At 66.6% G+C, this 26159-nt stretch carries 26 protein-coding genes, 1 tRNA gene and 2 pseudogenes; 19 read left to right on the plus strand and 10 right to left on the minus strand.

All coding sequences use genetic code 11. From position 1 onward, the window contains the following. Positions 1-8 precede the first annotated feature (8 nt). Both H9L41_RS04080 and H9L41_RS04085 read right to left on the minus strand, forming a co-directional pair. Positions 9-281 (minus strand): barstar family protein, encoded by a 273-nt coding sequence (locus tag H9L41_RS04080; protein ID WP_028445423.1) that lies wholly within the window; start codon positions 279-281, stop codon positions 9-11. After that, entirely contained in the window at positions 272-721 is a 450-nt protein-coding gene (locus tag H9L41_RS04085) for a ribonuclease domain-containing protein (protein WP_028445424.1), read from the minus strand. Before H9L41_RS04085 ends, H9L41_RS04080 begins: the two co-directional genes overlap by 10 nt. Before the next feature lie 192 nt (positions 722-913). Here H9L41_RS04085 and H9L41_RS04090 point away from each other — a divergent pair, with 192 nt between their 5' ends. Further along, entirely contained in the window at positions 914-2383 is a 1470-nt protein-coding gene (locus H9L41_RS04090) for a M48 family metalloprotease (protein ID WP_034606444.1), read from the plus strand. Between the two features lie 149 nt (positions 2384-2532). Here H9L41_RS04090 and H9L41_RS04095 read toward each other — a convergent pair whose 3' ends face one another. Together H9L41_RS04095 and H9L41_RS04100 are read right to left on the minus strand one after the other, a co-directional pair. Further along, positions 2533-2973 (minus strand): DUF1841 family protein, encoded by a 441-nt coding sequence (locus H9L41_RS04095; protein WP_028445425.1) that lies wholly within the window; start codon positions 2971-2973, stop codon positions 2533-2535. Between the two features lie 32 nt (positions 2974-3005). After that, positions 3006-4013, minus strand: a complete 1008-nt coding sequence (locus tag H9L41_RS04100; protein WP_034606446.1) for an FIST C-terminal domain-containing protein — start codon at positions 4011-4013, stop codon at positions 3006-3008. A gap of 85 nt (positions 4014-4098) precedes the next feature. On the opposite strand from H9L41_RS04100, the gene H9L41_RS04105 reads away from it, so the two are divergent. Further along, on the plus strand, positions 4099-4584 hold the full coding sequence (locus H9L41_RS04105; protein ID WP_028445427.1) for a glutathione peroxidase: 486 nt from the start codon (positions 4099-4101) through the stop codon (positions 4582-4584). A gap of 39 nt (positions 4585-4623) precedes the next feature. Here H9L41_RS04105 and H9L41_RS04110 read toward each other — a convergent pair whose 3' ends face one another. Continuing rightward, a complete protein-coding gene (locus H9L41_RS04110) occupies positions 4624-4818 on the minus strand; it encodes a hypothetical protein (protein ID WP_157461905.1) in 195 nt (64 codons plus the stop codon). Between the two features lie 178 nt (positions 4819-4996). Here H9L41_RS04110 and carA point away from each other — a divergent pair, with 178 nt between their 5' ends. The 5 genes from carA to H9L41_RS04135 all read left to right on the plus strand — a co-directional run bounded on the left by carA (position 4997) and on the right by H9L41_RS04135 (position 11895). Continuing rightward, entirely contained in the window at positions 4997-6151 is a 1155-nt protein-coding gene (gene carA, locus H9L41_RS04115) for a glutamine-hydrolyzing carbamoyl-phosphate synthase small subunit (protein ID WP_028445428.1), read from the plus strand. A gap of 92 nt (positions 6152-6243) precedes the next feature. Continuing rightward, the gene (carB, locus tag H9L41_RS04120) at positions 6244-9456 is read left to right on the plus strand and encodes a carbamoyl-phosphate synthase large subunit (RefSeq protein ID WP_028445429.1); all 3213 of its coding nucleotides are present in this window, start codon (positions 6244-6246) and stop codon (positions 9454-9456) included. A gap of 126 nt (positions 9457-9582) precedes the next feature. Then, positions 9583-10059, plus strand: coding sequence for a transcription elongation factor GreA (gene greA, locus H9L41_RS04125; RefSeq protein WP_028445430.1), 477 nt, complete (start codon positions 9583-9585; stop codon positions 10057-10059). Positions 10060-10078: 19 nt separating this feature from the next. Next, a complete protein-coding gene (locus H9L41_RS04130; RefSeq protein ID WP_028445431.1) occupies positions 10079-10525 on the plus strand; it encodes a DUF4149 domain-containing protein in 447 nt (148 codons plus the stop codon). A gap of 341 nt (positions 10526-10866) precedes the next feature. After that, a complete protein-coding gene (locus H9L41_RS04135; protein WP_028445432.1) occupies positions 10867-11895 on the plus strand; it encodes a TonB family protein in 1029 nt (342 codons plus the stop codon). Positions 11896-11979: 84 nt separating this feature from the next. Here H9L41_RS04135 and H9L41_RS26005 read toward each other — a convergent pair whose 3' ends face one another. Next, positions 11980-12408, minus strand: coding sequence for a YhbY family RNA-binding protein (locus H9L41_RS26005; RefSeq protein ID WP_028445433.1), 429 nt, complete (start codon positions 12406-12408; stop codon positions 11980-11982). Between the two features lie 80 nt (positions 12409-12488). On the opposite strand from H9L41_RS26005, the gene rlmE reads away from it, so the two are divergent. The 4 genes from rlmE (at position 12489) to glmM (ending at position 17493) form a co-directional block, all read left to right on the plus strand. After that, positions 12489-13109, plus strand: a complete 621-nt coding sequence (rlmE, locus tag H9L41_RS04145) for a 23S rRNA (uridine(2552)-2'-O)-methyltransferase RlmE (protein ID WP_028445434.1) — start codon at positions 12489-12491, stop codon at positions 13107-13109. An 88-nt stretch (positions 13110-13197) separates the two neighbouring features. Beyond that, on the plus strand, positions 13198-15111 hold the full coding sequence (gene ftsH, locus H9L41_RS04150) for an ATP-dependent zinc metalloprotease FtsH (protein WP_028445435.1): 1914 nt from the start codon (positions 13198-13200) through the stop codon (positions 15109-15111). A 54-nt stretch (positions 15112-15165) separates the two neighbouring features. After that, entirely contained in the window at positions 15166-16041 is an 876-nt protein-coding gene (gene folP / locus H9L41_RS04155) for a dihydropteroate synthase (RefSeq protein WP_034606449.1), read from the plus strand. Positions 16042-16134: 93 nt separating this feature from the next. Further along, the gene (gene glmM, locus H9L41_RS04160; protein ID WP_028445436.1) at positions 16135-17493 is read left to right on the plus strand and encodes a phosphoglucosamine mutase; all 1359 of its coding nucleotides are present in this window, start codon (positions 16135-16137) and stop codon (positions 17491-17493) included. A gap of 107 nt (positions 17494-17600) precedes the next feature. Here glmM and pstB read toward each other — a convergent pair. From pstB to pstS, 4 genes and pseudogenes are all read right to left on the minus strand, one after another. Next, a pseudogene (gene pstB, locus H9L41_RS04165) lies at positions 17601-18370 on the minus strand (phosphate ABC transporter ATP-binding protein PstB). Between the two features lie 46 nt (positions 18371-18416). Then, positions 18417-19262 carry a phosphate ABC transporter permease PstA gene (gene pstA / locus H9L41_RS04170; RefSeq protein WP_034606451.1) on the minus strand — a complete coding sequence of 282 codons (846 nt, stop codon included), beginning with the start codon at positions 19260-19262 and terminating at the stop codon, positions 18417-18419. 16 nt (positions 19263-19278) lie between these two features. Next, a pseudogene (pstC, locus tag H9L41_RS26010) lies at positions 19279-20266 on the minus strand (phosphate ABC transporter permease subunit PstC). Between the two features lie 105 nt (positions 20267-20371). Further along, positions 20372-21415, minus strand: coding sequence for a phosphate ABC transporter substrate-binding protein PstS (pstS, locus tag H9L41_RS04180; RefSeq protein ID WP_028445439.1), 1044 nt, complete (start codon positions 21413-21415; stop codon positions 20372-20374). Between the two features lie 232 nt (positions 21416-21647). On the opposite strand from pstS, the gene tpiA reads away from it, so the two are divergent. The 8 genes from tpiA to nuoE all read left to right on the plus strand — a co-directional run bounded on the left by tpiA (position 21648) and on the right by nuoE (position 26153). Continuing rightward, positions 21648-22370, plus strand: a complete 723-nt coding sequence (tpiA, locus tag H9L41_RS04185) for a triose-phosphate isomerase (RefSeq protein WP_028445440.1) — start codon at positions 21648-21650, stop codon at positions 22368-22370. A 7-nt stretch (positions 22371-22377) separates the two neighbouring features. After that, a complete protein-coding gene (gene secG, locus H9L41_RS04190) occupies positions 22378-22734 on the plus strand; it encodes a preprotein translocase subunit SecG (protein ID WP_028445441.1) in 357 nt (118 codons plus the stop codon). Positions 22735-22759: 25 nt separating this feature from the next. Further along, positions 22760-22843: transfer RNA gene (locus H9L41_RS04195), tRNA-OTHER, on the plus strand. Positions 22844-22960: 117 nt separating this feature from the next. Next, positions 22961-23329: an NADH-quinone oxidoreductase subunit A gene (locus H9L41_RS04200; RefSeq protein ID WP_028445442.1), complete on the plus strand. Its 369-nt coding sequence runs from the start codon at positions 22961-22963 to the stop codon at positions 23327-23329. A gap of 26 nt (positions 23330-23355) precedes the next feature. Next, complete coding sequence (locus tag H9L41_RS04205) at positions 23356-23814, plus strand: NuoB/complex I 20 kDa subunit family protein (protein ID WP_265584022.1); 459 nt, start codon at positions 23356-23358, stop codon at positions 23812-23814. A 14-nt stretch (positions 23815-23828) separates the two neighbouring features. Then, entirely contained in the window at positions 23829-24422 is a 594-nt protein-coding gene (locus H9L41_RS04210) for an NADH-quinone oxidoreductase subunit C (protein ID WP_028445444.1), read from the plus strand. Further along, positions 24415-25668, plus strand: coding sequence for an NADH-quinone oxidoreductase subunit D (locus H9L41_RS04215; protein WP_028445445.1), 1254 nt, complete (start codon positions 24415-24417; stop codon positions 25666-25668). Before H9L41_RS04210 ends, H9L41_RS04215 begins: the two co-directional genes overlap by 8 nt. Positions 25669-25679: 11 nt before the next feature. Continuing rightward, a complete protein-coding gene (gene nuoE, locus H9L41_RS04220) occupies positions 25680-26153 on the plus strand; it encodes an NADH-quinone oxidoreductase subunit NuoE (RefSeq protein WP_028445446.1) in 474 nt (157 codons plus the stop codon). Positions 26154-26159 lie beyond the last annotated feature (6 nt).

Raw genomic sequence — 26159 nt, forward strand, 5'->3', positions numbered from 1 at the left:
GCTCCGCCCTACCCGAAGCTGACATTCACATCGCTACGCTCGCTCGACACGCTGTTGAGCACGTCGGCGATGCGGACGAACCATTCGCCGAGCGCCACGCGCGAGAAGCCGGCGTCGTGCCAGACCAGTTCGAGCGGGCCGGCCACCTCGGTCGACAGCACGTCGTAGACCGCGTCGAGATTGTGGCCGAGCGCGTAATCGAGCTCGAGCTGGCCTTCGAGCTGCTGGTAGAAGTCCTCGACGCTGGCGACGTTGACGAATTCGATGCGGGTCATCGGCATGCGGGGGCCTCCTTGAAGCTTTCGTAGTGATCGACGGTGACGAAGCGGCGGCCGTCGCGGCGCGGTTCGAACACCAGCCGGTCGGCGCCGCGGCGGCCGCCGCGGTAGTCCAGATCGGCCTCGCGCCAGTCGCCGCGCGGCAGCCGGCCTTCGCGATTGCCGAAGCGGTCGCCGCCGATGCTGCGGCCGTGCAGGCCGGGCACCTGCCACAGCGGCCGGCCGGGCTGCCAGCCGGCCTCGCGCGCTTCGCGCTTGGTCAGGTAGCGCGGCGGCAGGCGGCCGTCGCGGTTCAGCGCCGACAGCGCCTCGGCCAGCTCGGCGGCGTCGATGTCGCGGCCGAATCCGGCTGCGACGGTGCGGCAGTCGGGCAGCGCGGCGGCCAGGGCCGGCAGGCCGGCCGACAGCGCAAGGACCGCGATCAGGCGGGAAAGGGCGCGCATGGAACGCTCCGGGCGAGGCGAAACACGCGATTATCCGTCCCCGCTCCGGCCCGGTCAAAGTCGGTGCCGCGACGGCCGATGCCGCGGTGGCGCCGCGGCGCAAGTCATGTCGAAACGCGGAAGCCGGCGCGTCGCGTGCCGCGCATCGCGCCGGGATGGAACCGATGCTGCCGGCTCCCTATCATAGCCGGCATGAAATTGCGCCTTTTCCGTCTCCTGCCCCTCTGTGCCGCGCTGGTCTGCGCGGAATCCGCCAGCGACCTGCCCGACCTCGGCGATTCCGCGCTGGCCAACCTGCCGGCGCACGAGGAAAGACAGATCGCCGACACCGTCGCGCGCGAGCTGCGCCGTTCGGGCGAGGTGCTCGACGACGTCGAGGTGACCGACTACCTCGAGCGACTCGGCTACCGGCTGGTCGAAGCGAGCAACGACAACCGCGTGTCCTTCCGCTTCTTCCCGATCCAGGCCAAGGAGATCAACGCCTTCGCCGTGCCCGGCGGGGTGGTCGCCATCAATACCGGCCTGGTGGTGCTGACCCAGCACGAATCCGAGCTGGCCGCGGTGATGGCGCACGAGATCGCCCACGTCACCCAGCATCACTACGCGCGCATGGTCGAATCGAACAAGGGCTCGGGCCTGATGACGCTCGGCACGCTGGCGCTGGCCATCCTGGCCGCCTCGCAGACCCGCAACAGCGATGCGCCGATGGCCGCGATGGCGGCCGGCCAGGGCTACAGCATGCAGCGCCAGCTCGATTTCTCGCGCGATTTCGAGCGCGAGGCGGACCGCGTCGGCATGACCACGCTGCAGGCGGCCGGCTACGATCCGCGCGCCATGCCGAGCTTCTTCGAGCGCATGCAGAAGCACTACCGCAACGTCGACAACGGCGCCTTCGCCTTCCTGCGCACCCACCCGGTCAACGTCGAGCGCATCAGCGACAGCCAGTCGCGCGCCGCCCAGCTGCCCTACAAGCAGTGGACCGACAGCATCGACTACCTCCTGGTGCGCGAGAAGGTGCGCGGCCAGCAGCTGGGCAGCCGCGGCGCGCTCGAGTACTACGCCGGCACCACCGGCCAGGGCAAGTTCGCCAGCGCGGCGGCGCAGCAGTACGGCTATGCCTGCGCGCTGTGGCGGGCCGGCCGGCTCGACGAGGCCTGGAGCAAGCTGGAGGCGGCGCGCAAGGCCTGGCCGCAGGGCCATGCGATGTTCGACGCGCTGGCCGGCGGCATCCGGCTCGACCAGGGCCGCTACGCCGAGGCGCGCACGCTGTTCGCCGAGGGCCGCAACCGTGCGCCGAGCGCACGCGCGCTGATCTACGGCGAGATCGACGTCGCGCTGCGCGAGAACAAGGCGGCCGAAGCGGTGGCGCTGACCGAGCTGGCGCTGGCCGAGCGCGGCGGCGATCCCGGCCTGCACAAGCGGCTGGCCCAGGGCTACGAGCGGCAGGGCAAGAGCTTGTCTTCGCACCGAGCGATGGCCGAGTACTACGCGCTGATCGACGAACCGACCGCGGCGATCCAGCAGCTGCAGATCGCCCGGCGCAGCGGCGGCGACTTCTATCAGATGTCGGCGATCGAGGCGCGGCTCAAGGAATTGCGCAACCAGTTGCCGGTGGATGCCAAGGGGCGGCCGATCCGCAATCCGGACGAGGACAATCCATAGATCCGGAATCGGGCCGATCGGATCGGGTCCGGATTCGGTTTGGGTTTTGTAGGAGCGGCTTCAGCCGCGAATGGCGGCTGGTGAAACTCCGACCGATTCGCGGCTGAAGCCGCTTCTACAACGATGCGCAGACAGCGGCAGAAGGCCGGTCAACCCTCGGGCAGGCCGGCCTTCTTCTTCATGCAGGCCAGGTAGAGATCGCCGTCCGGCCCGCGGCCGCTGCGCTGCGCCTGCCAGATCATCTCGGCCAGGCAATCCATCATCTCGTGCTGGGCGGCGTGCTCGTCGCCGGTATGCGCGCACAGCGCCTGGTACAGCGCGCGCACGCCGTGCGGCTGGTCGATCGACAGCTGCTCCTCGATGGCGAGGTGCATGTTCATGTGCAGGAAGGGATTGGTCTCGCCGAATTCGGGCAGGTAGTCGCGCTCGAGGTAGCGCTCGGGCGCGTCGACGATCGGGTGGTATTCGGGATGGCGCGCCAGCACGGCCAGCGCGATCTTCTCGAGATCGGTCAGCGGGGCGGCCTGCTTCTGCTTGGCCCAGGTATCGAACAGGAAGCGGCGCGCCTGGTCGCGCGAAGGATTGAACATGGCGGTGCGGTCGGGAAGGAATCGCCGCCATTTTACCGGAGCGCAGCCACCACCACGCTCTGGTGCAGCAGCCGGGTGGAGGCGCCCAGCGTGGCGATCTGGGCGTTGCCGTAGAAGCCGGCCAGCGGCGTGGCGGGCCAGGCGCCGACCAGTGCCTGCCATTCGGCGTCGAGCCCGCCGTGCAGCGCCGGGCCTCGGCTGCCGCAGGAGAACATCAGCGCGGCGGCCGGCGTCGGCTGGCGCGCGATGGCGCGCAATTCGTCCAGCGCGGCGGCGGCCGAGCGGCCCATCCAGGCCACCCGCATGCCCGGCGTCAGGCGTGCCGCCACTGTCACGCTGCCGTCCGGATTGAGCGAAACCAGCGGCCAGCAGCCGCTCGGCCGACCGTCGTCGTCGAGCACGGCCAGCGCCAGTTCGTGCAGCGGCGGCAGCGGATCGAGACTGCGGCGCAGCGTGGCGCTGGCCATGCGGCCGTCGAGCGTGCGCAGGTCGAAGCCATCCGTTTCGGTGACCTGGAACGGCCGGCCGACCTGGCTCAGGCCGAGCGAGACATGGACTTGCGCACCCGGCAGCGCCAGCTCGCAGCGGCCGTCGCCGGCCAGTTGGCCGTGCCGCCAGACCTTGTAGGGGCCGAGCCCGGTCGCATCGCCGGCCACGCCGCCGAAGCGCTGCGGCCCCTGCTCGAGCCAGCCGAGATCGAGCGTGTTGGGCGCGGCCAGCGTCAGCCGCGGCGCCGGCGGCTCGTCGCCGGCCGCGTTCATGTCGGCGATCGCCAACGCGCAGGCGGCCGGCGCGTCGAGCACCCAGTCGTCTTCGGTCAGTACGCCGAGCGCGGTGCAGCCGGTCACCGCCAGCGTCTGGCCGGCGCGGGCGGCGGCGACCAGCGCCGGGCGCGGATCCTGGGCGAAATCGGCGGAGAGGAACAGCAGCACCGCGTCGGCGCGCGGCCGTTCGAGCCGCTGCAGCGCTTGTTCGACGGCCTGGGCGGCCAGCTGCGGGGAAGGGCGGGTGGATTGGGCGAGGCCGGAGGCATAGGGCATGGCGCCATTATCGGCGATCCGGCGGCGCGCCGCTCCGGCCCAGGCGCTATCATGCCGGCATCGCCCCCAGACCGGAGAACCGCTCATGTCGTCCGCCCCGCTCTACGATTTTTCCGCCAAGCGCCTCGACGGCGCGCCCGCCGACCTGTCCCAGTGGCAGGGCAAGGTGCTGCTGATCGTCAACACCGCCAGCGAATGCGGTTTCACCCCGCAGTTCACCGGCCTGCAGGCGCTGCACGAGCAATACAAGGAGCGCGGCTTCGAAGTGCTGGGCTTCCCGTGCAACCAGTTCGGCGGCCAGGAACCGGGCGACAGCGAGCAGATCGGCGCCTTCTGCCAGAAGAACTACGGCGTCGACTTCCCGATGTTCGAGAAGATCGAGGTGAACGGCGACGGCGCCCACCCGCTCTACCAGTATCTGAAGAAGGAAGCGCGCGGCGTGCTCGGCACCGAGGCGATCAAGTGGAATTTCACCAAGTTCCTGGTCGACCGCCAGGGCCGCGTGATCGACCGCTTCGCGCCGACCACCAAGCCCGAGGAACTGGCGGCCAAGATCGAGGCTTTGCTGTAGCGCCTATTCGGGCTTCGATCCTGAGCGGTGGCCTGACGATCAGAGCGGGCGTCCGGGAAACCCGGACGCTTGCCATGCGTTCGGGCTGGGATAACGGCTCCCCTTGATTTCATTCCCACCCCGCCGCCCCGCCGCGGGGAACCTCGCTTCGCTCGCCGGCGCGTCGAACTGCTTTGCCGCCGCTGGAAGGTTGGCGCCGATGTCGAGACGGCGGTCGGCTTCGATGCGATTCATGCGCTGTCAGGGATGCCCGCGGATTGCCGGGCAAGGCGCTTTCGGCTAAAATTCGGCCCGAAAATCACAGCATTACCGAGGGAACGGGATAGGCGCGCCTATCCCGTTTTCTTACGTCTAGGGTAGGGGTTTCATCCTCCCGACTTCCCTCGACCCCAACGCATTCCAGGAGCCGCAGGTGTCCCAACAACGTTCCCCAGCCCTGCTCGCACTCGCCGACGGCACGCTGTTCCACGGCAGCAGCATCGGCGCAGCAGGCCAGACCGTCGGCGAAGTGGTGTTCAACACCGCGCTGACCGGTTATCAGGAAATCCTCACCGACCCGTCCTACAGCCGCCAGCTGGTGACGCTGACCTATCCGCACATCGGCAACGTCGGCGTGAACCGCGAGGACGCCGAGTCGAACGCGGTCTACGCCGCCGGCCTGATCGTGCGCGACCTGCCGCTGCGCGCGTCGAACTTCCGCCTGGAAGAGACGCTGGACGCCTATCTGGCCCGCACCGGCACGGTGGCGATCGCCGACATCGACACCCGCAAGCTGACCCGCATCCTGCGCGAGAAGGGCGCCCAGCCCGGCTGCATCGTGGCGGCCGACGGCAGCGGCCCGATCGACGCCGACCGCGCGGTCGAACTGGCGCGCGGCTTCGGTTCGATGGCCGGCCAGGATCTGGCCCGCGTCGTCAGCTGCAAGCAACCCTACGTCTGGACCACCCGCGAGTGGCGGCTGGGCCTGGGCTACGCGACCCAGACCGAAGCGAAGTTCCATGTCGTCGCCTACGACTACGGCGTCAAGCACAACATCCTGCGCATGCTGGCCGAGCGCGGCTGCAAGCTGACCGTGGTGCCGGCGCAGACGCCGGCCGAAGAGGTGTTCGCACTGAACCCCGACGGCGTCTTCCTCAGCAACGGCCCCGGCGATCCGGAGCCGTGCGACTACGCGATCGCCGCGATCCGCGCCTTCCTCGACCGCAAGCTGCCGGTGTTCGGCATCTGCCTGGGTCACCAGCTGCTGGCGCTGGCCGCCGGCGGCAAGACCAGCAAGATGAAGTTCGGCCACCACGGCGCCAACCACCCGGTGCAGGACCTGGACGACCGCCGCGTGCTGATCACCAGCCAGAACCACGGCTTCCAGGCCGACGAGACCAGCCTGCCGGCCAACGTCCGCGTCACCCACCGCTCGCTGTTCGACGGCACGGTGCAGGGCATCGCGCTGACCGACCGGCCGGCCTTCAGCTTCCAGGGCCACCCGGAAGCGAGTCCGGGGCCGCACGACGTGGCGTACTTGTTCGACCGATTCATCGCCTCGATGGAACAGGCGAAACGTGAAATGTGATGGCGCGCAGCGCCTGTGAAACGTGCGCGGCAAGGCCGCGCTAACCGCCCACCTTTCACTTTTCACGTTTCGCCTTTCACGGGATACACGCAATGCCCAAACGTACAGACATCCAGAGCATCCTCATCATCGGCGCCGGCCCCATCGTCATCGGCCAGGCCTGCGAATTCGACTACTCCGGCGCGCAGGCCTGCAAGGCGCTGCGCGAGGAGGGTTACACGGTCATCCTGGTCAATTCGAACCCGGCCACGATCATGACCGACCCGAACATGGCCGACGTGACCTACATCGAGCCCATCACCTGGGAAGTGGTCGCCAAGATCATCGAGAAGGAACGCCCCGACGTGGTGCTGCCCACCATGGGCGGCCAGACCGCGCTCAACTGCGCGCTCGACCTGTGGCGCCACGGCGTGCTCGAGAAGTTCGGCGTCGAGCTGATCGGCGCGACCCCGGAAGCGATCGACAAGGCCGAGGACCGCCAGAAGTTCAAGCTGGCGATGGACAAGATCGGCCTCGGCTCGGCGCGCTCGGGCATCGCCCACACGCTCGACGAGGCGCTGGCGGTGCAGGCCAAGGTCGGCTTCCCGGCCATCATCCGCCCGAGCTTCACCATGGGCGGCACCGGCGGCGGCATCGCCTACAACATCGAGGAATTCATCGAGATCTGCACGCGCGGCCTCGACCTCTCGCCGACCCACGAGCTGCTGATCGAAGAATCGCTGCTCGGCTGGAAAGAGTACGAGATGGAAGTCGTGCGCGACCGCAACGACAACTGCATCATCGTCTGCTCGATCGAGAACTTCGACCCGATGGGCGTGCACACCGGCGACTCGATCACCGTCGCGCCGGCGCAGACGCTGACCGACAAGGAATACCAGATCATGCGCAACGCCAGCCTGGCGGTGCTGCGCGAGATCGGCGTCGACACCGGCGGCTCCAACGTGCAGTTCTCGGTCAATCCGAAGGACGGCCGGCTGATCGTGATCGAGATGAACCCGCGCGTCAGCCGCTCCTCCGCGCTGGCGTCCAAGGCCACCGGCTTCCCGATCGCCAAGGTGGCGGCCAAGCTGGCGGTCGGCTACACGCTCGACGAACTGAAGAACGACATCACCGGCGGCCTGACCCCGGCCTCGTTCGAACCGTCGATCGACTACGTGGTCACCAAGATCCCGCGCTTCGCCTTCGAGAAATTCCCGCAGGCCAACGACCGCCTGACCACCCAGATGAAGTCGGTCGGCGAAGTGATGGCGATCGGCCGCAGCCTGCAGGAATCGATGCAGAAGGCGCTGCGCGGCCTCGAGACCGGCCTCGCCGGCTTCGACGAGCGCACCACCGACGCCGACAAGCTGGCCGCCGAGCTCGGCGCGCCCGGCCCCGAACGCATCCTCTACGTCGCCGATGCCTTCCGCGTCGGCATGTCGCTGGACGAGGTGTTCAGCCACACCAAGATCGATCCGTGGTTCCTGGCCCAGATCGAGGACATCATCCGCGACGAGCAGGCGCTGCGCGGCCGCACGCTCGACACGCTCGACGCGGCCGAACTGCGCCGGCTCAAGCGCAAGGGCTTCTCCGACCGCCGCATCGGCATCCTGGTCGGCAGCGAGGCGGCCGCGGTGCGCAGCCGCCGCCACGGTTTCGGCATCCGCCCGGTCTACAAGCGCGTCGACACCTGCGCGGCCGAGTTCGCCACCAACACCGCCTACATGTACTCGACCTACGAGGAAGAGTGCGAGGCCCAGCCGACCAATGCGAAGAAGATCATGGTGCTCGGCGGCGGCCCCAACCGCATCGGCCAGGGCATCGAGTTCGACTACTGCTGCGTGCACGCCGCGCTGGCGCTGCGCGACGACGGCTACGAGACCATCATGGTCAACTGCAACCCGGAGACCGTCTCGACCGACTACGACACTTCCGACCGCCTCTACTTCGAGCCGCTGACGCTCGAGGACGTGCTCGAGATCGTCCACGTCGAGAAGCCGGCCGGCGTGATCGTGCAGTACGGCGGCCAGACGCCGCTGAAGTTGGCCCGCGCGCTCGAGGCCAACGGCGTGCCCATCGTCGGCACCAGCCCCGACATGATCGACGCCGCCGAGGACCGCGAGCGCTTCCAGAAGCTCTTGCACGACCTCGGCCTCAAGCAGCCGCCCAACGCCACCGCGCGCAACGAGAAGGACGCGCTGGTGCTGGCCGCCGAGATCGGCTACCCGCTGGTGGTGCGCCCGTCCTACGTGCTGGGCGGCCGCGCGATGCAGATCGTGCACAGCGAGGAAGACCTGACGCGCTACATGCGCGAGGCGGTCAAGGTCTCGAACGACAGCCCGGTGCTGCTCGACCGCTTCCTCAACGACGCGATCGAGGTCGACGTCGACGCGATCAGCGACGGCGAGGCGGTGGTGATCGGCGGCATCATGGAGCACATCGAGCAGGCCGGCGTGCACTCGGGCGATTCGGCCTGTTCGCTGCCGCCCTACAGCCTGTCGCAGGCGCTGCAGGACGAGCTGCGCCGCCAGACGGTGGCGATGGCCCGCGCGCTCAAGGTGGTTGGCCTGATGAACGTTCAGTTCGCCATCCAGGGCGAGACGGTCTACGTGCTCGAAGTGAACCCGCGCGCCTCGCGCACGGTGCCCTACGTGTCCAAGGCCACCAGCCGCCCGCTGGCCAAGATCGCCGCGCGCTGCATGGTCGGCCAGACGCTCGAGCAGCAGGGCGTGCACGGCGAGGTGATCCCGCCCTACTACTCGGTGAAGGAAGCGGTGTTCCCCTTCATCAAGTTCCCCGGCGTGGACAGCATCCTCGGCCCCGAGATGAAGTCGACCGGCGAAGTGATGGGCGTGGGCGATACCTTCGCCGAGGCCTACGTCAAGTCGCAGCTCGGCGCCGGCGAACGGCTGCCGACCTCGGGCAAGGTGTTCATCTCGGTGCGCGATGCCGACAAGGGGCAGCTGGCCGAGATCGGCCGCATGCTGGTCGACGCCGGCCTCGAGCTGGTGGCGACGCGCGGCACCGCGGCCGTGCTGCACGCGGCCGGCATCCCGGTCAGCGAGGTCAACAAGGTCAAGGAAGGCCGTCCGCACATCGTCGACATGATCAAGAACGGCGAGATCGCCCTGATCGTGAACACGGTTGACGAGCGCCGCGCCTCGATTCAGGATTCCTACTCGATCCGCTACGAAGCCCTCAAGGGTCGCGTGCCCATCTACACCACCGTCGCCGGTGGCCGGGCCGCCGCCTACGGCATCAAGCACATGAAGGAATGGACGGTCTATTCGGTGCAGGGCCTGCACCAGCGCCTGGCGACCGCCTGATCTAGGATCGTCATGAGTCGGCCGCCGCGCCTCGCGTGGCGGCCCATGTTTTTGTCCCGATGGTCTTGCGCCATCGGGTTTGTTTTTAGCCCGGCCCGAAAGGCGGCCGGTATGGAGATAGTCAGAATGGTCAAAGTGCCGCTTACCGCCATCGGCGCGGAAATGCTGAAGTCCGAACTGCAACGCCTCAAGAGCGTCGAGCGCCCGCAGGTGATCGCCGCCATCGCCGAAGCGCGCTCGCACGGCGATCTGTCGGAGAACGCCGAATACGACGCCGCCAAGGAACGCCAGGGCTTCATCGAGGGCCGCATCGCCGACCTCGAGGGCAAGCTGTCCAACGCCGTGGTGATCAACCCGGCCGAGATCGACGCCGAGGGCCGCATCGTGTTCGGTACCACGGTCGACCTCGAGGACCTCGAGTCCGGCGACAAGGTCACCTACCAGATCGTCGGCGACGACGAGGCCGACATCAAGCAGGGCAAGATCTCGGTATCGAGCCCGATCGCGCGCGCGCTGATCGGCAAGTCGGCCGGCGACGTGGCCGAGGTGGTGGCGCCGGGCGGCATCCGCGAATACGAAGTGCTCGACGTCAAGTACATCTGAGCCAGGGACGCCGCCGGCCATGCAGACCTTTCCGAACGCGTTGCGCTCCTTCCTCTCCGTCTTCTGGATTGGCGGCCTGTGGGTGGTCGGCGTGCTGGTGGCGCCCATCCTGTTCCACCAGGTCGACAACGCCAGCGCCGGCCGGCTGGTCGCCCACCTGACGCGCGCGCTGGCCTGGGTCGGCATCGTCGCCGGCCTCTACATCCTGTTCCACATCCTGTGGGAAGAAGGCCTGCGCGCCTTCCAGACGCTCGAGCTGTGGCTGATCCTGGCCATGCTGGTGCTCACGCTGATCAACCATTTCGCCATCTTTCCGGTGATCGACGACGTCAAGCCGCAGATGCACACGGCCGCCGAGGGCGTGTTCGGCGGCGGCTTCCAGAGCTGGCAGGCGATCTCCAGCCTGATCTACCTGATCCAGAGCGTGTTCGGCCTGATCTACGTGGTGCGCGGGCCGGTCAAGTAGCCGTCGCCCCGGGTGCGCCCCAGGCGCCCGGCGTCTCGGCTCGCAGCGTGCCGCCCGGAGGGGGCGGGCGCCGCCGGACTATATAAATCAATCGCTTGCTCCGGTTTCGCTGCAATTCGTGCGGCTTTCGTGCCAGGGAATGGTGTTGCGCACACGCACGAACCGCAGCGATCCGGACGCGCGGCGGACCGTCCAGCCCGATCGGCGCGACCGTCTGTCTCATCGTCACGACGAGGCGGTTGAATATTAGGGTTTTCTATACCATCGGCCGCCCTCCGACGTTAATCTCCCTCCCTGCGCCCGCCTACCCCCGGCGGGTTGCCCAGGGGAGAAAAGAAGACATGTCCGAGATGAATCTGCTGGCGGTCTACGCCAGAACGGCGGCCGGGGACGGCGAGCTTGCCTCGCCCGCCAACGGCCTCAGCATCAACCAACGCAAGCTGCTGCAATGGTGCGACGGCAACAGTATGCTCAGCGAACTGGTCGAGCGCCTCGGCTCGGGCCAGACCGTCGATGCGACCAAGGTCGCGCGCGACGTCGAGCGGCTCGAAGCGCTGGGCCTGGTCAGCGTGGTCGGCGGCGCGGCCAAGGCCAAGCCGATCGAGGTCGGCAAGACCTTCGGCAGCAAGAAGAAGGTGCCGTGGTGGCTGGCCGGCGCCAGCGCCTGCGTGCTGGTCGGCGGCCTGGTCGCCTTCGCCCGCCAGTCGCCCGATCCGGCCGCCAGCCATCCCCAGCAGCCGGTCGGCGGCGAGATGCAGCAGGCCTCGCTCGACACGACCGAGAGCGAAGGCCGCATCTTCGGCGTGATGCCCAATCCGGCGCGCTGGTTCTCGCCCGGCAAGAAGGAAGCGCCTGCGCCCAAGCCGGTCGAGGAGAAGCCGACCGCCAAGCCCGAGACCAAGCCCGAGGCCGCGGTCGCCGACGCCAAGCAGGCCAAGCCCGAGCCGGCCAAGCCGGTGGTCGCGGCCGCCGCGGTGCCGGCCCCGGTCACCCAGACCACCGCGCCGGCCACGCTGGCGGTCGATCCGGCCGCCACCAAGCCGACGCCGACCGCGGCGCCGGTCCAGCTCGCCAGCGCCCAGCCGATGCTGGCCAAGCCCGAAGTGCCGGCGGCGCCGAACAAGAAGCCGATCTACCGCGAAGCGCCGGAGTTCCCGCGCGAGGCGATGCGCGACGGCGTCGAGTCGGGCCTGGTCAAGGCACGCATCAGCGTGAACGAGGCCGGGCAGGTGGTGAAGGTCGACATCCTCGAATCGAAGCCGCGCCGCGTGTTCGATCGCGCCGTGGTCAGCGCGTTGTCGAAGTGGCGCTTCCAGCCGGCGGCGGCCGGTTTTTCGGTGGATACCGAAATCAATTTCACCGAGAATTGAGCCTGCGACCAGGCAATAAACAGACAGGCCGGCAAATGCCGGCCTGTTCGTTTTGCGGGCGCTGCCGGCGAATGCCGGCCGGGATCAACTGCGCGGCGCCTTGGCCTTGGCTTTCGCCTTGGCGTTCTGCTTGCCGCCGCCGGCGCGGCCGGTATCGACCTTGGCGGCGGGCTTGGCCGTCTTGTCGGCCGGCTTGGCCGGGGTCTTGCGGCCCTCGCCAGGCAACTCGAGCCTGGACTTGCCGTCCGTGATCGGGCGGTAGAGCACCAGCAGCTTGCCGATGTGCTGCACCGCGGCGCAGCCGAGCGCTTCGCAGATCTCGGCATACCAGGCTTCGCGCTGGGCGCGGTCGTCGCCGAGCACGCGCACCTTGATCAGTTCGTGGGCGTCGAGGTTCACCGCGATTTCGCGGATGACCGCATCGGTGAGACCATTGTTGCCGATCATCACCACCGGATCGAGGCCGTGGGCCTGGGCGCGCAGGTAGAGGCGCTGGTCTCGGGTCAGTTCCATCTGGGTAACTCCGCGAAAAAACGGCTGATTTTAGCCGAAACCGCACACGGCATAACGACTTATCGGATGTAGTCGAACCAATGGCAAGAAGCAAAACCAGCAAGGCGTGGCTGCAGGAGCACGTCAACGATTCCTATGTGCAGCAGGCGCAGAAGGACGGCTACCGTGCCCGCGCGGCCTACAAGCTGCTCGAAATCGACGAAAAGGACAAGCTGCTCAAGCCCGGCCTGTGGGTCGCCGACCTCGGCGCGGCGCCGGGCAGCTGGTCGCAGGTGGCGCGGCGCAAGGTAGGCGACAGCGGCCGGGTGTTCGCGCTCGACATCCTCGAGATGGATCCGATCCATGGCGTCGAATTCATCCAGGGCGATTTCCGCGAGGATGCGGTGCTGGCGCAATTCACCGAATTGCTCGGCGGTCGTCTGGTGGACCTTGCGATCTGCGACATGGCCCCCAATATGAGTGGCATGGCGGTCACCGATCAGGCGCGCAGCTTTCTCCTGTGCGAGCTCGCGCTGGAATTCTGTCGCGACTGGTTGAAACCAGGCGGGCATTTTCTGGTCAAGACCTTCCAGGGTTCGGGATATACCGAGTATCTGCAGCAGATGCGCGAGATGTTCCAGACCGTCACCACCCGCAAGCCGGCCGCCTCGCGCGACCGTTCGTCTGAGATCTACCTGCTGGGCAAGGGAAAAAAGCCCTGACTGACCAGCATTCAGCCGATAAAATCGCTCCGTACTTTCAGGCCGTCGCCGGCGCGGCCGATTCCTTCGCCGGCAAGAGGAGTGTCCCGTGAATAATCTGGGCAAGAACATCGCCATCTGGGTGATCATCGGTCTGGTGTTGATGACCGTGTTCAACCAGTTCTCCAAGCGGCAGGAACAGAAGAGCCAGGTCAGCTACTCGTCCTTCATGCAGGACGTGCAGGAGGGCCGCGTCAAGGAGCTGGTCATCGAGAACAGCCGCGCCTTTCCCTTCGTGACCATCCGCGGCCGCAAGAGCGACAACTCGACCTTCACCACCATCGGCGTGCCCGATCAGCGTCTGACCGACACCCTGATCAAGCACAACGTCGACTTCTCGGCCCAGCCGCTCGAAGAGCAGTCGCTGCTGATGAGCCTGTTCCTCAACTGGTTCCCGATGCTGCTGCTGATCGGCGTGTGGATCTTCTTCATGCGCCAGATGCAGGGCGGCGGCAAGGGCGGCGCGTTCAGCTTCGGCAAGAGCCGCGCCCGCATGCTCGACGAGAACAACAACTCGATCACCTTCGCCGACGTCGCCGGCTGCGACGAGGCCAAGGAAGAAGTGACCGAGGTGGTCGATTTCCTGCGCGACCCGAGCAAGTTCCAGAAGCTCGGCGGACGCATCCCGCGCGGCGTCCTGATGGTCGGCTCGCCCGGTACCGGCAAGACGCTGCTGGCCAAGGCCATCGCCGGCGAGGCCAAGGTGCCATTCTTCTCGATCTCGGGTTCCGACTTCGTCGAGATGTTCGTCGGCGTCGGCGCCGCCCGCGTGCGCGACATGTTCGAGAACGCCAAGAAGAACGCGCCCTGCATCATCTTCATCGACGAGATCGACGCGGTCGGCCGCCAGCGCGGCGCCGGCCTCGGCGGCGGCAACGACGAGCGCGAGCAGACGCTGAACCAGATGCTGGTCGAGATGGACGGCTTCGAAGGCAATTCCGGCGTGATCGTGATCGCCGCCACCAACCGTCCCGACGTGCTCGATCCGGCGCTGCTGCGCCCCGGCCGCTTCGACCGCCAGGTGGTGGTGCCGCTGCCGGACATCCGCGGCCGCGAGCAGATCCTCAACGTGCACATGCGCAAGGTGCCGATCGCCAACGACGTCGACCCGTCCGTGCTGGCGCGCGGCACGCCCGGCATGTCGGGCGCGGACCTCGCCAACCTGGTCAACGAAGCCGCGCTGTTCGCCGCGCGCAGCAACAAGCGCCTGGTGGACATGGACGACTTCGAGAAGGCCAAGGACAAGATCTTCATGGGCCCGGAACGCCGCTCGATGGTGATGACCGAGGACGAGAAGAAGGCCACCGCCTACCACGAGTCGGGCCACGCCGTGGTCGCCCGGCTGCTGCCGGGCACCGACCCGGTGCACAAGGTCACCATCGTGCCGCGCGGCCGCGCGCTCGGCGTGACCTGGCAACTGCCCGAGCGCGACGCGATCTCGCTGTACAAGGACCAGATGCTGTCGCGCCTGTCGATCCTGTTCGGCGGCCGCATCGCCGAGGATCTGTTCGTCGGCCGCATCTCGACCGGCGCCTCGAACGACTTCGAGCGCGCCACCTCGATCGCCCGCGACATGGTGACGCGCTACGGCATGTCCGAGACGCTGGGCCCGATGGTGTACGGCGAGAACGACGGCGAGGTCTTCCTCGGCCGCTCGGTCACCACCCACAAGAATCTCTCCGAGGCGACCATGCAGAAGGTCGACAGCGAGATCCGCCGCATCATCGACGAGCAGTACGCGCTGGCGCAGAAGCTGCTCGAAGAGAACCGCGACAAGGTCGAGGCGATGACCGCGGCGTTGCTCGAATGGGAGACCATCGACGCCGAGCAGGTCGAGGACATCATGTCCGGCCGTCCGCCGCGGCCGCCCAAGCCGGCTGCCGGCCTCGCCTCCAGCAGCGGCGGCGACAGCCCGAGCGGTCCCGCGCCCGAGCCGACCACCCGGCCGGCGCAGGAACTCTAGTCCGATCGATCATGACGACAGCGGCTCCGCCGCTGTCGTTTCCGTTTGCGCCCTATGTCCCGTTTGCTCCAGGCCGGCCGTTTCCAGCTCACCCTCGACCGACCCCTGGTCATGGGTATCCTTAACCTGACTCCCGATTCGTTCTCCGACGGTGGCCGGCACGCCTCGCTCGAGGCGGCGCTGGCGCATGCGCGCCGCATGCTCGACGACGGCGCCGATCTGCTTGACGTCGGCGGCGAATCGACCCGGCCCGGTGCGGTGCGGGTCACGGTCGAGGAGGAGCTTGCGCGGGTGCTGCCGGTGTTGCGCGAGCTGGCGCGCTGGAACGTGCCGCTGTCGATCGACACCTGCAAGACCGAGGTGATGCGCGCCGCGCTCGAGCTCGGCGTCGACCTGGTCAACGACATCGCCGCGCTCGAGGCGCCCGGCGCGCTCGAGACGGTGGCGGCCAGCGGCGCGGCGGTCTGCCTGATGCACAAGCAGGGCGAGCCGCAGACCATGCAGGCGGCGCCGCACTACGACGACGTATTCGAGACGGTGTGCGCCTATCTGGCGCAGCGCCGCGAGTCGGCCCGTGCGGCCGGCATCGCCGACGCGCGTATCGTGCTCGACCCCGGCTTCGGCTTCGGCAAGACTTTCGAGCACAATCTGGCGCTGTTCCGCCGCCTGCCCGAGCTGGCTGCACGCTGTGCGCCGGTGCTGGTCGGCGTATCGCGCAAGTCCATGCTCGGCCGGTTGCTGCCGGCTTCGCGCAGCGCGGCCGAGCGCGACGCGGCGAGTGTGGCGGCTGCGCTGCTGGCGGCGCAGGCCGGCGCGTCAATCCTGCGGGTGCATGCGGTGCGTGATACCGTCGATGCGCAGAAGGTATGGCATGCGCTGGCGGCTGCAACCGAGGCCGATTCGGCGCATGGTGAATTTCCTTACGGCTAAATTTCACTAAATTTCAATAGAATTCCACGTGATGGGCGGGCTGCCGGTCCGCCCGATCGCCGCATAGACGGCGTTACGAAGGGAGCGGTAGATATGAGCAGAAAATATTTCGGTACCGATGGGGTGCGCGGCCGGGTCGGCGACTACCCGATCACGCCGGATTTCGCCATGCGGCTCGGCTACGCGGCCGGCAAGGTACTGGCGGCGCGGCGCGGCGACGGCACCCATGCGGCGGTGCTGATCGGCAAGGACACCCGCATCTCGGGCTATATGCTCGAATCGGCGCTGCAGGCCGGCCTGTCGGCCGCCGGCGTCGACGTGCACCTGACCGGCCCGCTGCCCACGCCGGGCGTGGCCTACCTGACGCGCGCGCTGCGGTTGTCGGCCGGGGTGGTGATCTCTGCCTCGCACAACCCGTTCGAAGACAACGGCATCAAGTTCTTCGGCGAAGGCGGCCTCAAGCTCGACGACGCGGTCGAGCTGGAGATCGAAGCCGAGCTCGACCAGCCGATGAGCTGCGTGGAGCCCGACAAGCTCGGCCGGGTCTGGCGGGTGGCCGACTCGGCCGGGCGTTACATCGAATTCTGCAAGAGCACCTTCCCGAACGAGCTGGACCTGCGGGGCCTCAAGATCGTGGTCGACTGCGCGCACGGCGCCGGCTACCAGGTCGCGCCGCACGTGTTCCACGAGCTCGGCGCCGACGTGATCGCGATCGGCAACCAGCCCAACGGCCTGAACATCAACGATGGCCTCGGCGCCACCGCGCCCGAGGCGATGCGGCAGCGCGTGTTGGCCGAGCATGCCGACTTCGGCGTCGCGCTCGACGGCGACGGCGACCGGCTGATGCTGGTCGACCGCCACGGCAAGCTCTACGACGGCGACCAGCTGCTGTACGTGATCGCCAAGTTCCGCCACCAGCAGGGCACCTTGTCGGGCGGCGCGGTCGGCACGCTGATGTCCAATCTCGGCCTCGAGCATGCGCTGGGCCGGCTCGGCATCCCGTTCGCGCGCTCCAAGGTGGGCGACCGCTACGTGCTCGAGCTGCTCAAGAGCCGCGATTGGCTGGTCGGCGGCGAGAATTCCGGTCACCTGCTCTGCCTCGACAAGCACAGCACCGGCGATGCGCTGGTGTCGGCGCTGCAGGTGCTGGCGGCGACCCGGCTGTCGGGCCGTTCGCTGGCCGAGTTCTGCGCCGACCTGATGATCTACCCGCAGGTGCTGAAGAACGTGAAGGTGCAGAAGGGCTTCGACTTCCACGACAACCTGGCGATCCAGGCCGCGCTGGTCGAGGCCGAGGTCGAGCTGGCCGGCCGTGGCCGCGTACTGCTGCGACCGTCGGGCACCGAGCCGGTGCTGCGGGTGATGGTCGAGGCCGACGATGCCGCGCTGACCGAGCGCTGGGCGACGCGGCTGGCCGAGGTGGTGGCCAAGCAGGCGGCCGTGGCGGCCTGATCCGCTACTCGCCCGGGCGGCCAAACAAAAAAGCGACGCATGGCGTCGCTTTTTTGTTGCCTGGGGCCCTGCGATGGACGCATCGAGCGTCCCAGGGCCAGGCTATTTCAGCCGAACTTGCCGGTGATGTAGTCCTCGGTTTCCTTCCGGCTCGGCTTGGTGAAGATCTTGTCGGTCTCGCCGACCTCGACCAGCTCGCCCAGGTACATATAGGCGGTGAAGTCCGATACGCGCGCCGCCTGCTGCATGTTGTGCGTCACGATGGCGATGGTGTAGTCCTGCTTGAGCTCGTGTACCAGCTCCTCGATATGGGCGGTCGAGATCGGGTCGAGCGCCGAGGTCGGCTCGTCCAGCAGCACGACTTCGGGCTTCACCGCCACCGCGCGGGCGATGCACAGGCGCTGCTGCTGGCCGCCCGACAGGCCGAGGCCGGATTGACGCAGCTTGTCCTTCACCTCGTTCCACAGCGCGGCCTTGGACAGCGCCCACTCGATCCGGTCGTCCATCTCGGAGCGGCCCAGATTCTCGTACAGCTTCACGCCAAAGGCGATGTTGTCGTAGATCGACATCGGGAACGGCGTCGGTTTCTGAAACACCATGCCGACCTTGGCGCGCAGCGTGTTGAGGTCGGTGCCGCGGTCGAGCACGTTCTGGCCGTTGAGCAGGATCTGACCTTCGGCGCGCAGCTTGGGGTAGAGGTCGTACATGCGGTTGAAGGTGCGCAGCAGCGTCGACTTGCCGCAGCCCGACGGACCGATGAAGGCGGTGACCTTGCGCTCGGGATGTCGAGGTTGATGTTCTTCAGCGCATGGAAATTGCCGTAGTAGAAATTCAGGCCACGGACGGCAAGCTTGGATTGGGCGTTGGTCGAGGTCATGTCGTCACTTTCTGGCGAGTCGTCGAAGCGCGATCGCGTGGTCTTATTACGAATGTTCTTTCCTGACCAGGGCGCGGGCCAGGATGTTGAGCGTCAGCACCGCCAGCGTCACCAGCAGGGCGCCGGCCCAGGCCAGCGTGATCCAGTTCTCGTACGGGCTCATGGCGAACTTGAAGATGGTCACCGGCAGGTTGGCCATCGGCTGGTTCATGTTGGCGCTGAAGAACTGGTTGTTGAGCGCGGTGAACAGCAGCGGCGCGGTCTCGCCCGAGATGCGCGACACCGCCAGCAGCACGCCGGTGATGACGCCGGCCTTGGCCGAGCGCAGCGTCACCGAGCTGATCACCTTCCAGCGCGGCGTGCCGAGCGCGTAGGCCGCCTCGCGCATCGCATTGGGCACCAGCTTCAGCATGTTCTCGGTGGTGCGCAGCACGACCGGGATCACCAGGAGCGCAAGCGCGAAGCTGCCGGCCCAGCCGGAGAAGTGGCCGACATACTGGACATAGACGATCCAGACGAACAGGCCGATCACGATCGACGGCGCGGACAGCAGGATGTCGTTGATGAAGCGCACGGTCGGCGCCAGCCAGCCGCGCTGACCGTACTCGGCCAGGTAGATGCCGGCCAGGATGCCGATCGGCGTGCCGATCAGCGTGCCGAACAGGCCCATCAGCAGGCTGCCGAAGATGGCGTTGGCCAGGCCGCCGCCGACGCTGTCGGGGCCGGGGGTGGCGCTGGTGAAGACGTGCACGCTGAGCGCCGAGAGGCCGTTGGCGAACAGCGTGAACAGGATCCAGCCGAGCCAGAACAGGCCGAACAGCATGGCCAGCGTGGACATCGTCAGGTTGAAGCCGTTGATCAGGCGACGGCGGGTATAGATGGCGTTGTTCATCGTGGTTCCGTCCGGATCAGGAGTGGCTGCCTTCGCCGCGTTGCAGGCGCAGCAGCAGCAGCTTGGAGCAAGACAGCACGACGAAGGTGATCAGGAACAGGATCAGGCCCATTTCGATCAGCGCGCCGTAGTGCAGCTCGGCGCTCGCTTCGGCGAACTCGTTGGCGAGGATCGAGGCGATCGAGTTGCCGGCGTGGAACAGCGAGGCGATCTCGTCGTAGGAATTGCCGATCACGAAGGTGACCGCCATGGTCTCGCCGAGCGCACGGCCCAGGCCGAGCATGATGCCGCCGATCACGCCGGTCTTGGTGTAGGGCAGGACCACGTTCCAGACCACTTCCCAGGTCGTGGCGCCGAGGCCGTAGGCCGATTCCTTCAGCATGGCCGGCACCACCTCGAACACGTCGCGCATCACCGAGGCGATGTAGGGGATCACCATGATCGCCAGGATCAGGCCGGCGGTGAACATGCCGATGCCGAAGGGCGGGCCGTCGAACAGCCTGCTGATCAGCGGGATGCCGGCGGTGGCCTCGGTCAGCCAGGGCTGGATCGGCGGGATGGTGATGCCGAGCCAGGTCAGCTCCTTGCCTTCCATCAGGATCGGGCCACCACGAACAGGCCCAGATGCCGTAGATGATCGACGGGATGCCGGCCAGCAGTTCGATCGCGATGCCCAGCGGGCGGCGCAGCCAGATCGGCGACAGCTCGGTCAGGAACAGCGCGATGCCGAAGCTGATCGGCACGCCGATCAGCAGGGCGATGAAGGAAGTGATCAACGTGCCCTGGATCGGGCGCCAGGCACCGAAGTTCTCGCCGACCGGGTCCCACGACGGCGAGAAGATGAAACCGAAGCCGAAATGAGTCAGCGAATCCCAGCTGCCGTGCACCAGCGAGATGATGATGGCGGTGAGCAGCAGCAGGACCAGGATGGCGGCGGCGCGCGTCAGGTTGAAGAACAGGGTGTCGGCCAAATGAAAGCGCGAGGGGCGGGCTTGGTCGGACATGGGGTCACTCACGGCTCGTTACGAACGAATCGGCAGGAATCGGTGTTGCTCGATTCCTGCCGTTGCAGGCGGACCTGCGCCGCAGGGCGGCGCGGGGTACGCAGCTTACTTCACGATCGGCGCGCCGGCGTTGTCGGTGATCTGCTTCCACGACGCCTTGATCTGGGCCACGACTTCTTCCGGCATCGGGATGTAGTCGAGGTCCAGCGACATCTTGTCGCCTTCGGCGCTGTAGGCCCAGTCGAAGAACTTCAGCACTTCCTGCGCGTTGGCCGGCTTGTCCTGCTTCTTGTGCACCAGGATGAAGGTCGCGCCGACGATCGGCCACGAAGCCTTGCCCGGCTCGTTGGTGAGGATTTCGTAGAAGCCGGGAGCATTCTTCCAGTCGGCGTAGGAAGCGGCCGCCTTGAAGGCATCCTCGCTCGGCGTCACGAAGGCACCCTCCTTGTTTTGCAGGGCGACGTAGGACAGGTTGTTCTTCTTGGCGTAGGCGTACTCGACGTAGCCGATCGCGCCCTTCAGGCGCTGCACGTAGGCGGCCACGCCTTCGTTGCCCTTGCCGCCGATGCCGGCCGGCCAGGCCACCGCCGTGCCTTCGCCGACCTTGGTCTTCCACTCGGGGCTGACCTTGGACAGGTAGTTGGTGAAGATGAACGAGGTGCCCGAGCCGTCGGCGCGGCGCACGATGTTGATGGCCAGTTGCGGCAGGTTCACGCCCTTGTTCAGCGCGGCGATCGCCGGATCGTTCCAGGACTTGATCTTGCCGAGGTAGATGTCGGCCAGCACGGCCGGGGTCAGCTTCAGCTGGCCGGCGGCGACGCCGGGCAGGTTATAGACCGGCACCACGCCGCCCATCACGGTGGGGAACTGCTGCAGGCCGTTCTTGGCCAGGTCTTCGGGCTTCATCGGCGCGTCGGAGGCGCCGAAGTCGACCGTCTTGGCCTGGATCTGCTTGATGCCGCCGCCCGAACCGATCGACTGGTAGTTCAGGCCGGTACCGGTCTTCTGCTTGTACACCTCGGCCCACTTCGCGTAGAGCGGGTAGGGGAAGCTGGCGCCCGCGCCGGTGATGTCGGCTGCGTGGGCGTAGCCGAAACCCAGGCCCAGGATGGCGGTCGCGATCAGTTTGCGGCCAAGAGACGAGTACATGCTGAGTTCTCCGTTATGGATTTGGAACCAATGCTCTGATAGGTGGAGCGAGGACGGTGCGGAAGTCGAACCGGTACTGCGATGGCGGCGATAGTAATGTTCGTATATTGCGGAAACATTACAACTCGGCGACATTCCGGCGCGCCGAACGGCCTCGGCCGGCGGTTTGACGCACCGCAAAACAGACCGTAAAATGCGCGGCCTTTGCTAAGTGGCAGATGGACGAAACGGCATGCGCAAACAGGTGGTCGGCAACTGGAAGATGAACGGTTCCACCGCCGTGATCGACGAGGTGCTCGACGCCTTGAAGACCGAGCGCCACGCTGCCGACGTCTCGGTCTCCGTGCCTTATCTGTATCTTGGCGGGGCGGTGGCGAAGCTGGCCGGTACGCAGTACCGGGTCGGCGCGCAGAATGTCAGCGAGTTCGGCGACGGCGCCTATACCGGCGAAGTGTCGGCTCGCATGCTCAAGGATGTCGGCTGTTCGCTGGCGATCGTCGGGCACTCGGAGCGGCGCCGCTATTTCGCGGAGTCGGACGAGGCGGTGATCGCCAAGCTGGCGCGCTTGCTTGAGGTGGGTCTGTATGCGGTGGTCTGCGTCGGCGAGACGTTGGCCGAGCGCGATTCAGGGCGTGCCGAGTCTCGCATCGAGGCGCAGCTCGCCAGGTTGCACACGCTGATGGCGCGTGGTGCGGGGCCGGATCGGTTCTGCATCGCCTACGAGCCGGTATGGGCGATCGGAACCGGTCGCGCGGCTTCGGGCGATCAGATCGCGGCCATGCATGAGGTCATTAAGCGTCACCTTGGAGCGTCCTATGCGGTGCTTTACGGTGGCAGTGTGAAGGCGGCGAACGCGGCGAGCATCATGGCCCTTCCGGGGGTCGATGGGGTGCTGGTCGGCGGTGCGTCGCTGGATGCCAGGGAATTTGGCGAAATCTGCCGGGCTGCGGGCTGAAAGCAAAATGGAAGTCTTCAAGGGTTTGATCCAGATCATCAACGTGCTGTCGGCGTTGACGGTCATCGTGCTGGTGCTGCTGCAGCACGGCAAGGGCGCCGACATGGGCGCCGCGTTCGGTAGCGGCTCGTCGGGCAGCCTGTTCGGTGCTTCAGGTTCTGCAAATTTTTTGAGTAGAACCACGGCGGTCTGTGCTACAATCTTCTTCTTGACGCTGTTCATGTTGGTCAAGGTCGATGCGGGCGGTGCGGTCAAGTCCGACGGTGTAATGTCGGGCGTCGTGCAAGAACAGCAAAAGACCGACAAGCAGGGTCAGCCGGCCAAGCCGGCGCAAAACAATGGTCAGAGCAGTATCCCTAACTGATTGTTGTTCAAATATTTGGTGCGCTGCCGTCATGGTGGAATTGGTAGACACGCTATCTTGAGGGGTAGTGGCGAAAGCTGTGTGAGTTCGAGTCTCACTGACGGCACCAAATTCAAGTACGCCAACGCAGGTCCTTCCCGATGTCCGGGCTTGCGGTGGTTTCAATGAGGGCTAATCTCTAAGCCTTCATCAAGTCTTAAAACGTAAACCGTACCTGGGAGCTTTCATGCTCGAGAACTACTTCCCAGTCCTGCTATTCATGCTGGTCGGGTTGCTGGTCGGTGTCGCGCCTATGGCGCTCGGCAAGGCGGTCAGCCTGCTGCTCGGCACCAATCGACCCGACGCTGAAAAGCTCTCTCCCTACGAGTGCGGTTTCGAGGCGTTCGAAGATGCGCGCATGCAGTTCGACGTGCGTTACTACCTCGTCGCCATCCTGTTTATCCTGTTTGATCTCGAAGTGGCTTTCCTCTTGCCGTGGGCTGCCGTCATCAAGGACGTCGGCTTCGCCGGCTTCGTCGCCATGATGGTCTTCCTCGGCATTCTGGTCGTCGGCTTCGTCTACGAGTGGATGAAAGGGGCGCTGGAATGGGAGTAGCCGAGAATCCGGTGGCTCAAGGCGTGATGGACAAGGGTTTCATCACCACCACGGTCGATACCGTCGTCAACTGGACGCGCACCGGCTCGCTGTGGCCGATGACCTTCGGTCTGGCCTGCTGCGCGGTCGAGATGATGCATGCCGGTGCGGCGCGCTATGACCTCGATCGCTTCGGCATCGTGTTCCGCCCGAGCCCGCGCCAGTCCGACCTGATGATCGTCGCCGGCACGCTGTGCAACAAGATGGCGCCGGCGCTGCGCAAGGTCTACGACCAGATGCCCGAGCCGCGCTGGGTGCTTTCGATGGGCTCCTGCGCCAACGGCGGCGGCTACTACCACTACTCCTATTCCGTGGTGCGCGGCTGCGACCGCATCGTGCCGGTCGACGTCTACGTGCCGGGCTGTCCGCCCACGGCCGAGGCGTTGCTCTACGGCCTGATCCAGCTCCAGAACAAGATCAAGCGCACCAACACCATCGCGCGCTAACCCGAAGACGCAACATGGCGACCAAACTCGAAGCGCTGTACCAAACGCTGCAAACGGCCTTGGGAGACAAGGCCGTTTCCTTGATGAACACCCTCGGCGAACTCACCCTGGTGGTGAAGGTCGCCGACTGGCCGGCCGTCGCGGTCGTGCTGCGCGATCATCCCGAACTCGCTTTCAAGAGCTGCGTCGATGCCTGCGGCATGGACTACAGCGCCTACAAGGACGGAGCCTGGGACGGCGCGCGTTTTGCCGTCGTCTACCACCTGCTCTCGTTGTCCAATAACAGCCGCCTGCGCGTGCGGGTGTTCTGCGAAGACGACGACCTGCCGACCATCCCGACGATGCTCGACGTCTGGCCCGGCCTCAACTGGTACGAGCGCGAGGCGTTCGACCTCTACGGCATCGTCTTCATCGGCCACCCCGACCTGCGTCGCATCCTGACCGACTACGGTTTCGTCGGCCATCCGTTCCGCAAGGACTTCCCGCTGTCGGGCCACGTCGAGATGCGCTACGACCCGAGCCAGGGCCGGGTGATCTATCAGCCGGTCACCATCGAGCCGCGCGAGATCACGCCGCGCATCATCCGCGAGGAGAACTACGGTGGCTGAGATCAAGAACTACACGCTCAACTTCGGTCCGCAGCACCCGGCCGCGCACGGCGTGCTGCGCCTGGTGCTCGAGCTCGACGGCGAAGTCGTGCAGCGCGCCGATCCGCACATCGGCCTACTGCATCGCGCCACCGAGAAGCTGGCCGAGCACAAGACCTTCATCCAGTCGGTGCCCTATATGGACCGGCTGGACTACGTCTCGATGATGTCCAACGAGCACGCCTACGTGATGGCCATCGAGAAGCTGCTCGGCATCGAGGTGCCGATCCGCGCCCAGTACATCCGCGTGATGTTCGACGAGATCACCCGCATCCTGAACCACCTGATGTGGATCGGTGCGCACGGTCTCGACTGCGGCGCGATGACCATCTTCCTGTACGCCTTCCGCGAGCGCGAAGACCTGATGGACTGCTACGAGGCGGTGTCGGGTGCGCGCATGCATGCGGCCTATTACCGGCCGGGCGGCGTCTATCGCGACCTGCCCGACACGATGCCGCAGTACCAGGCCTCGAAGGTGCGCAACGCGGCCGCGATCAAGCAGCTCAACGAGAATCGCCAGGGCTCGCTGCTCGATTTCATCGAGGACTTCACCCGTCGCTTCCCGACCTATGTCGACGAGTACGAGACGCTGCTGACCGACAACCGGATCTGGAAGCAGCGCACCGTCGGCATCGGCGTGGTCTCGCCCGAGCGCGCCGTCGCGCTGGGGCTGACCGGCGCCATGCTGCGCGGCTCCGGCGTCGAGTGGGATCTGCGCAAGAAGCAGCCCTATGAGGTCTATGCCGATCTCGACTTCGACGTGCCGGTCGGCGTCAACGGCGACTGCTACGACCGCTATCTGGTCCGCATGGAGGAAATGCGCCAGTCCAACCGCATCGTCAAGCAATGCGTGGACTGGCTGCGCAAGAATCCCGGCCCGGTCATCGTCGACAACCACAAGGTCGCGCCGCCGAGCCGCGAGTCGATGAAGTCGAACATGGAAGAGCTGATCCACCACTTCAAGCTCTTCACCGAAGGCATGCACGTGCCCGAGGGCGAAGCCTATGCCGCCGTCGAGCATCCGAAGGGCGAATTCGGCATCTACCTCGTGTCGGACGGCGCCAACAAGCCTTACCGCCTGAAGATCCGCGCACCGGGCTTCAACCACCTGTCCGCGCTCGACGAGATGGCCCGCGGCCACATGATCTCGGACGTGGTGGCCATCATCGGCACCCAGGACATCGTGTTTGGGGAGATCGACCGCTAATGGATACCAACCTGCTTTCCGCCGAATCGCTCGCCCAGATCGACCGCGAAGTCGCCAAGTACCCCGCCGACCAGAAGCGCTCCGCCGTGATGTCGGCGCTGCGCATCGCCCAGGTCGAGAAGGGCTGGCTGTCCACCGACACCATCAAGTTCGTGGCCGACTACCTCGGCATCGCGCCGATGGCGGCCCACGAAGTGGCGACCTTCTACAACATGTACGACCGCAAGCCGGTCGGCCGCTACAAGCTGACTGTCTGCACCAACCTGCCGTGCGCGCTCTCGGGCGGCGCCGATGCGGGCGAATACCTGCAGAAGAAGCTCGGCGTCGGCTATGGCGAGACCACCGCCGACGGCAAGTACACACTGGTGGAGGGCGAGTGCATGGGCGCCTGCGGCTACGCGCCGGTCCTGCTGGTCAACAACCACACCATGTGCAACCACATGACGCCGGATGCGCTCGACCGCAAGCTGGCCGAACTGAACTGAACTGAG

It is taken from the genome of Chitinimonas koreensis (genome assembly GCF_014353015.1).
GTDB classification, from domain to species: Bacteria; Pseudomonadota; Gammaproteobacteria; order Burkholderiales; family Chitinimonadaceae; genus Chitinimonas; species Chitinimonas koreensis.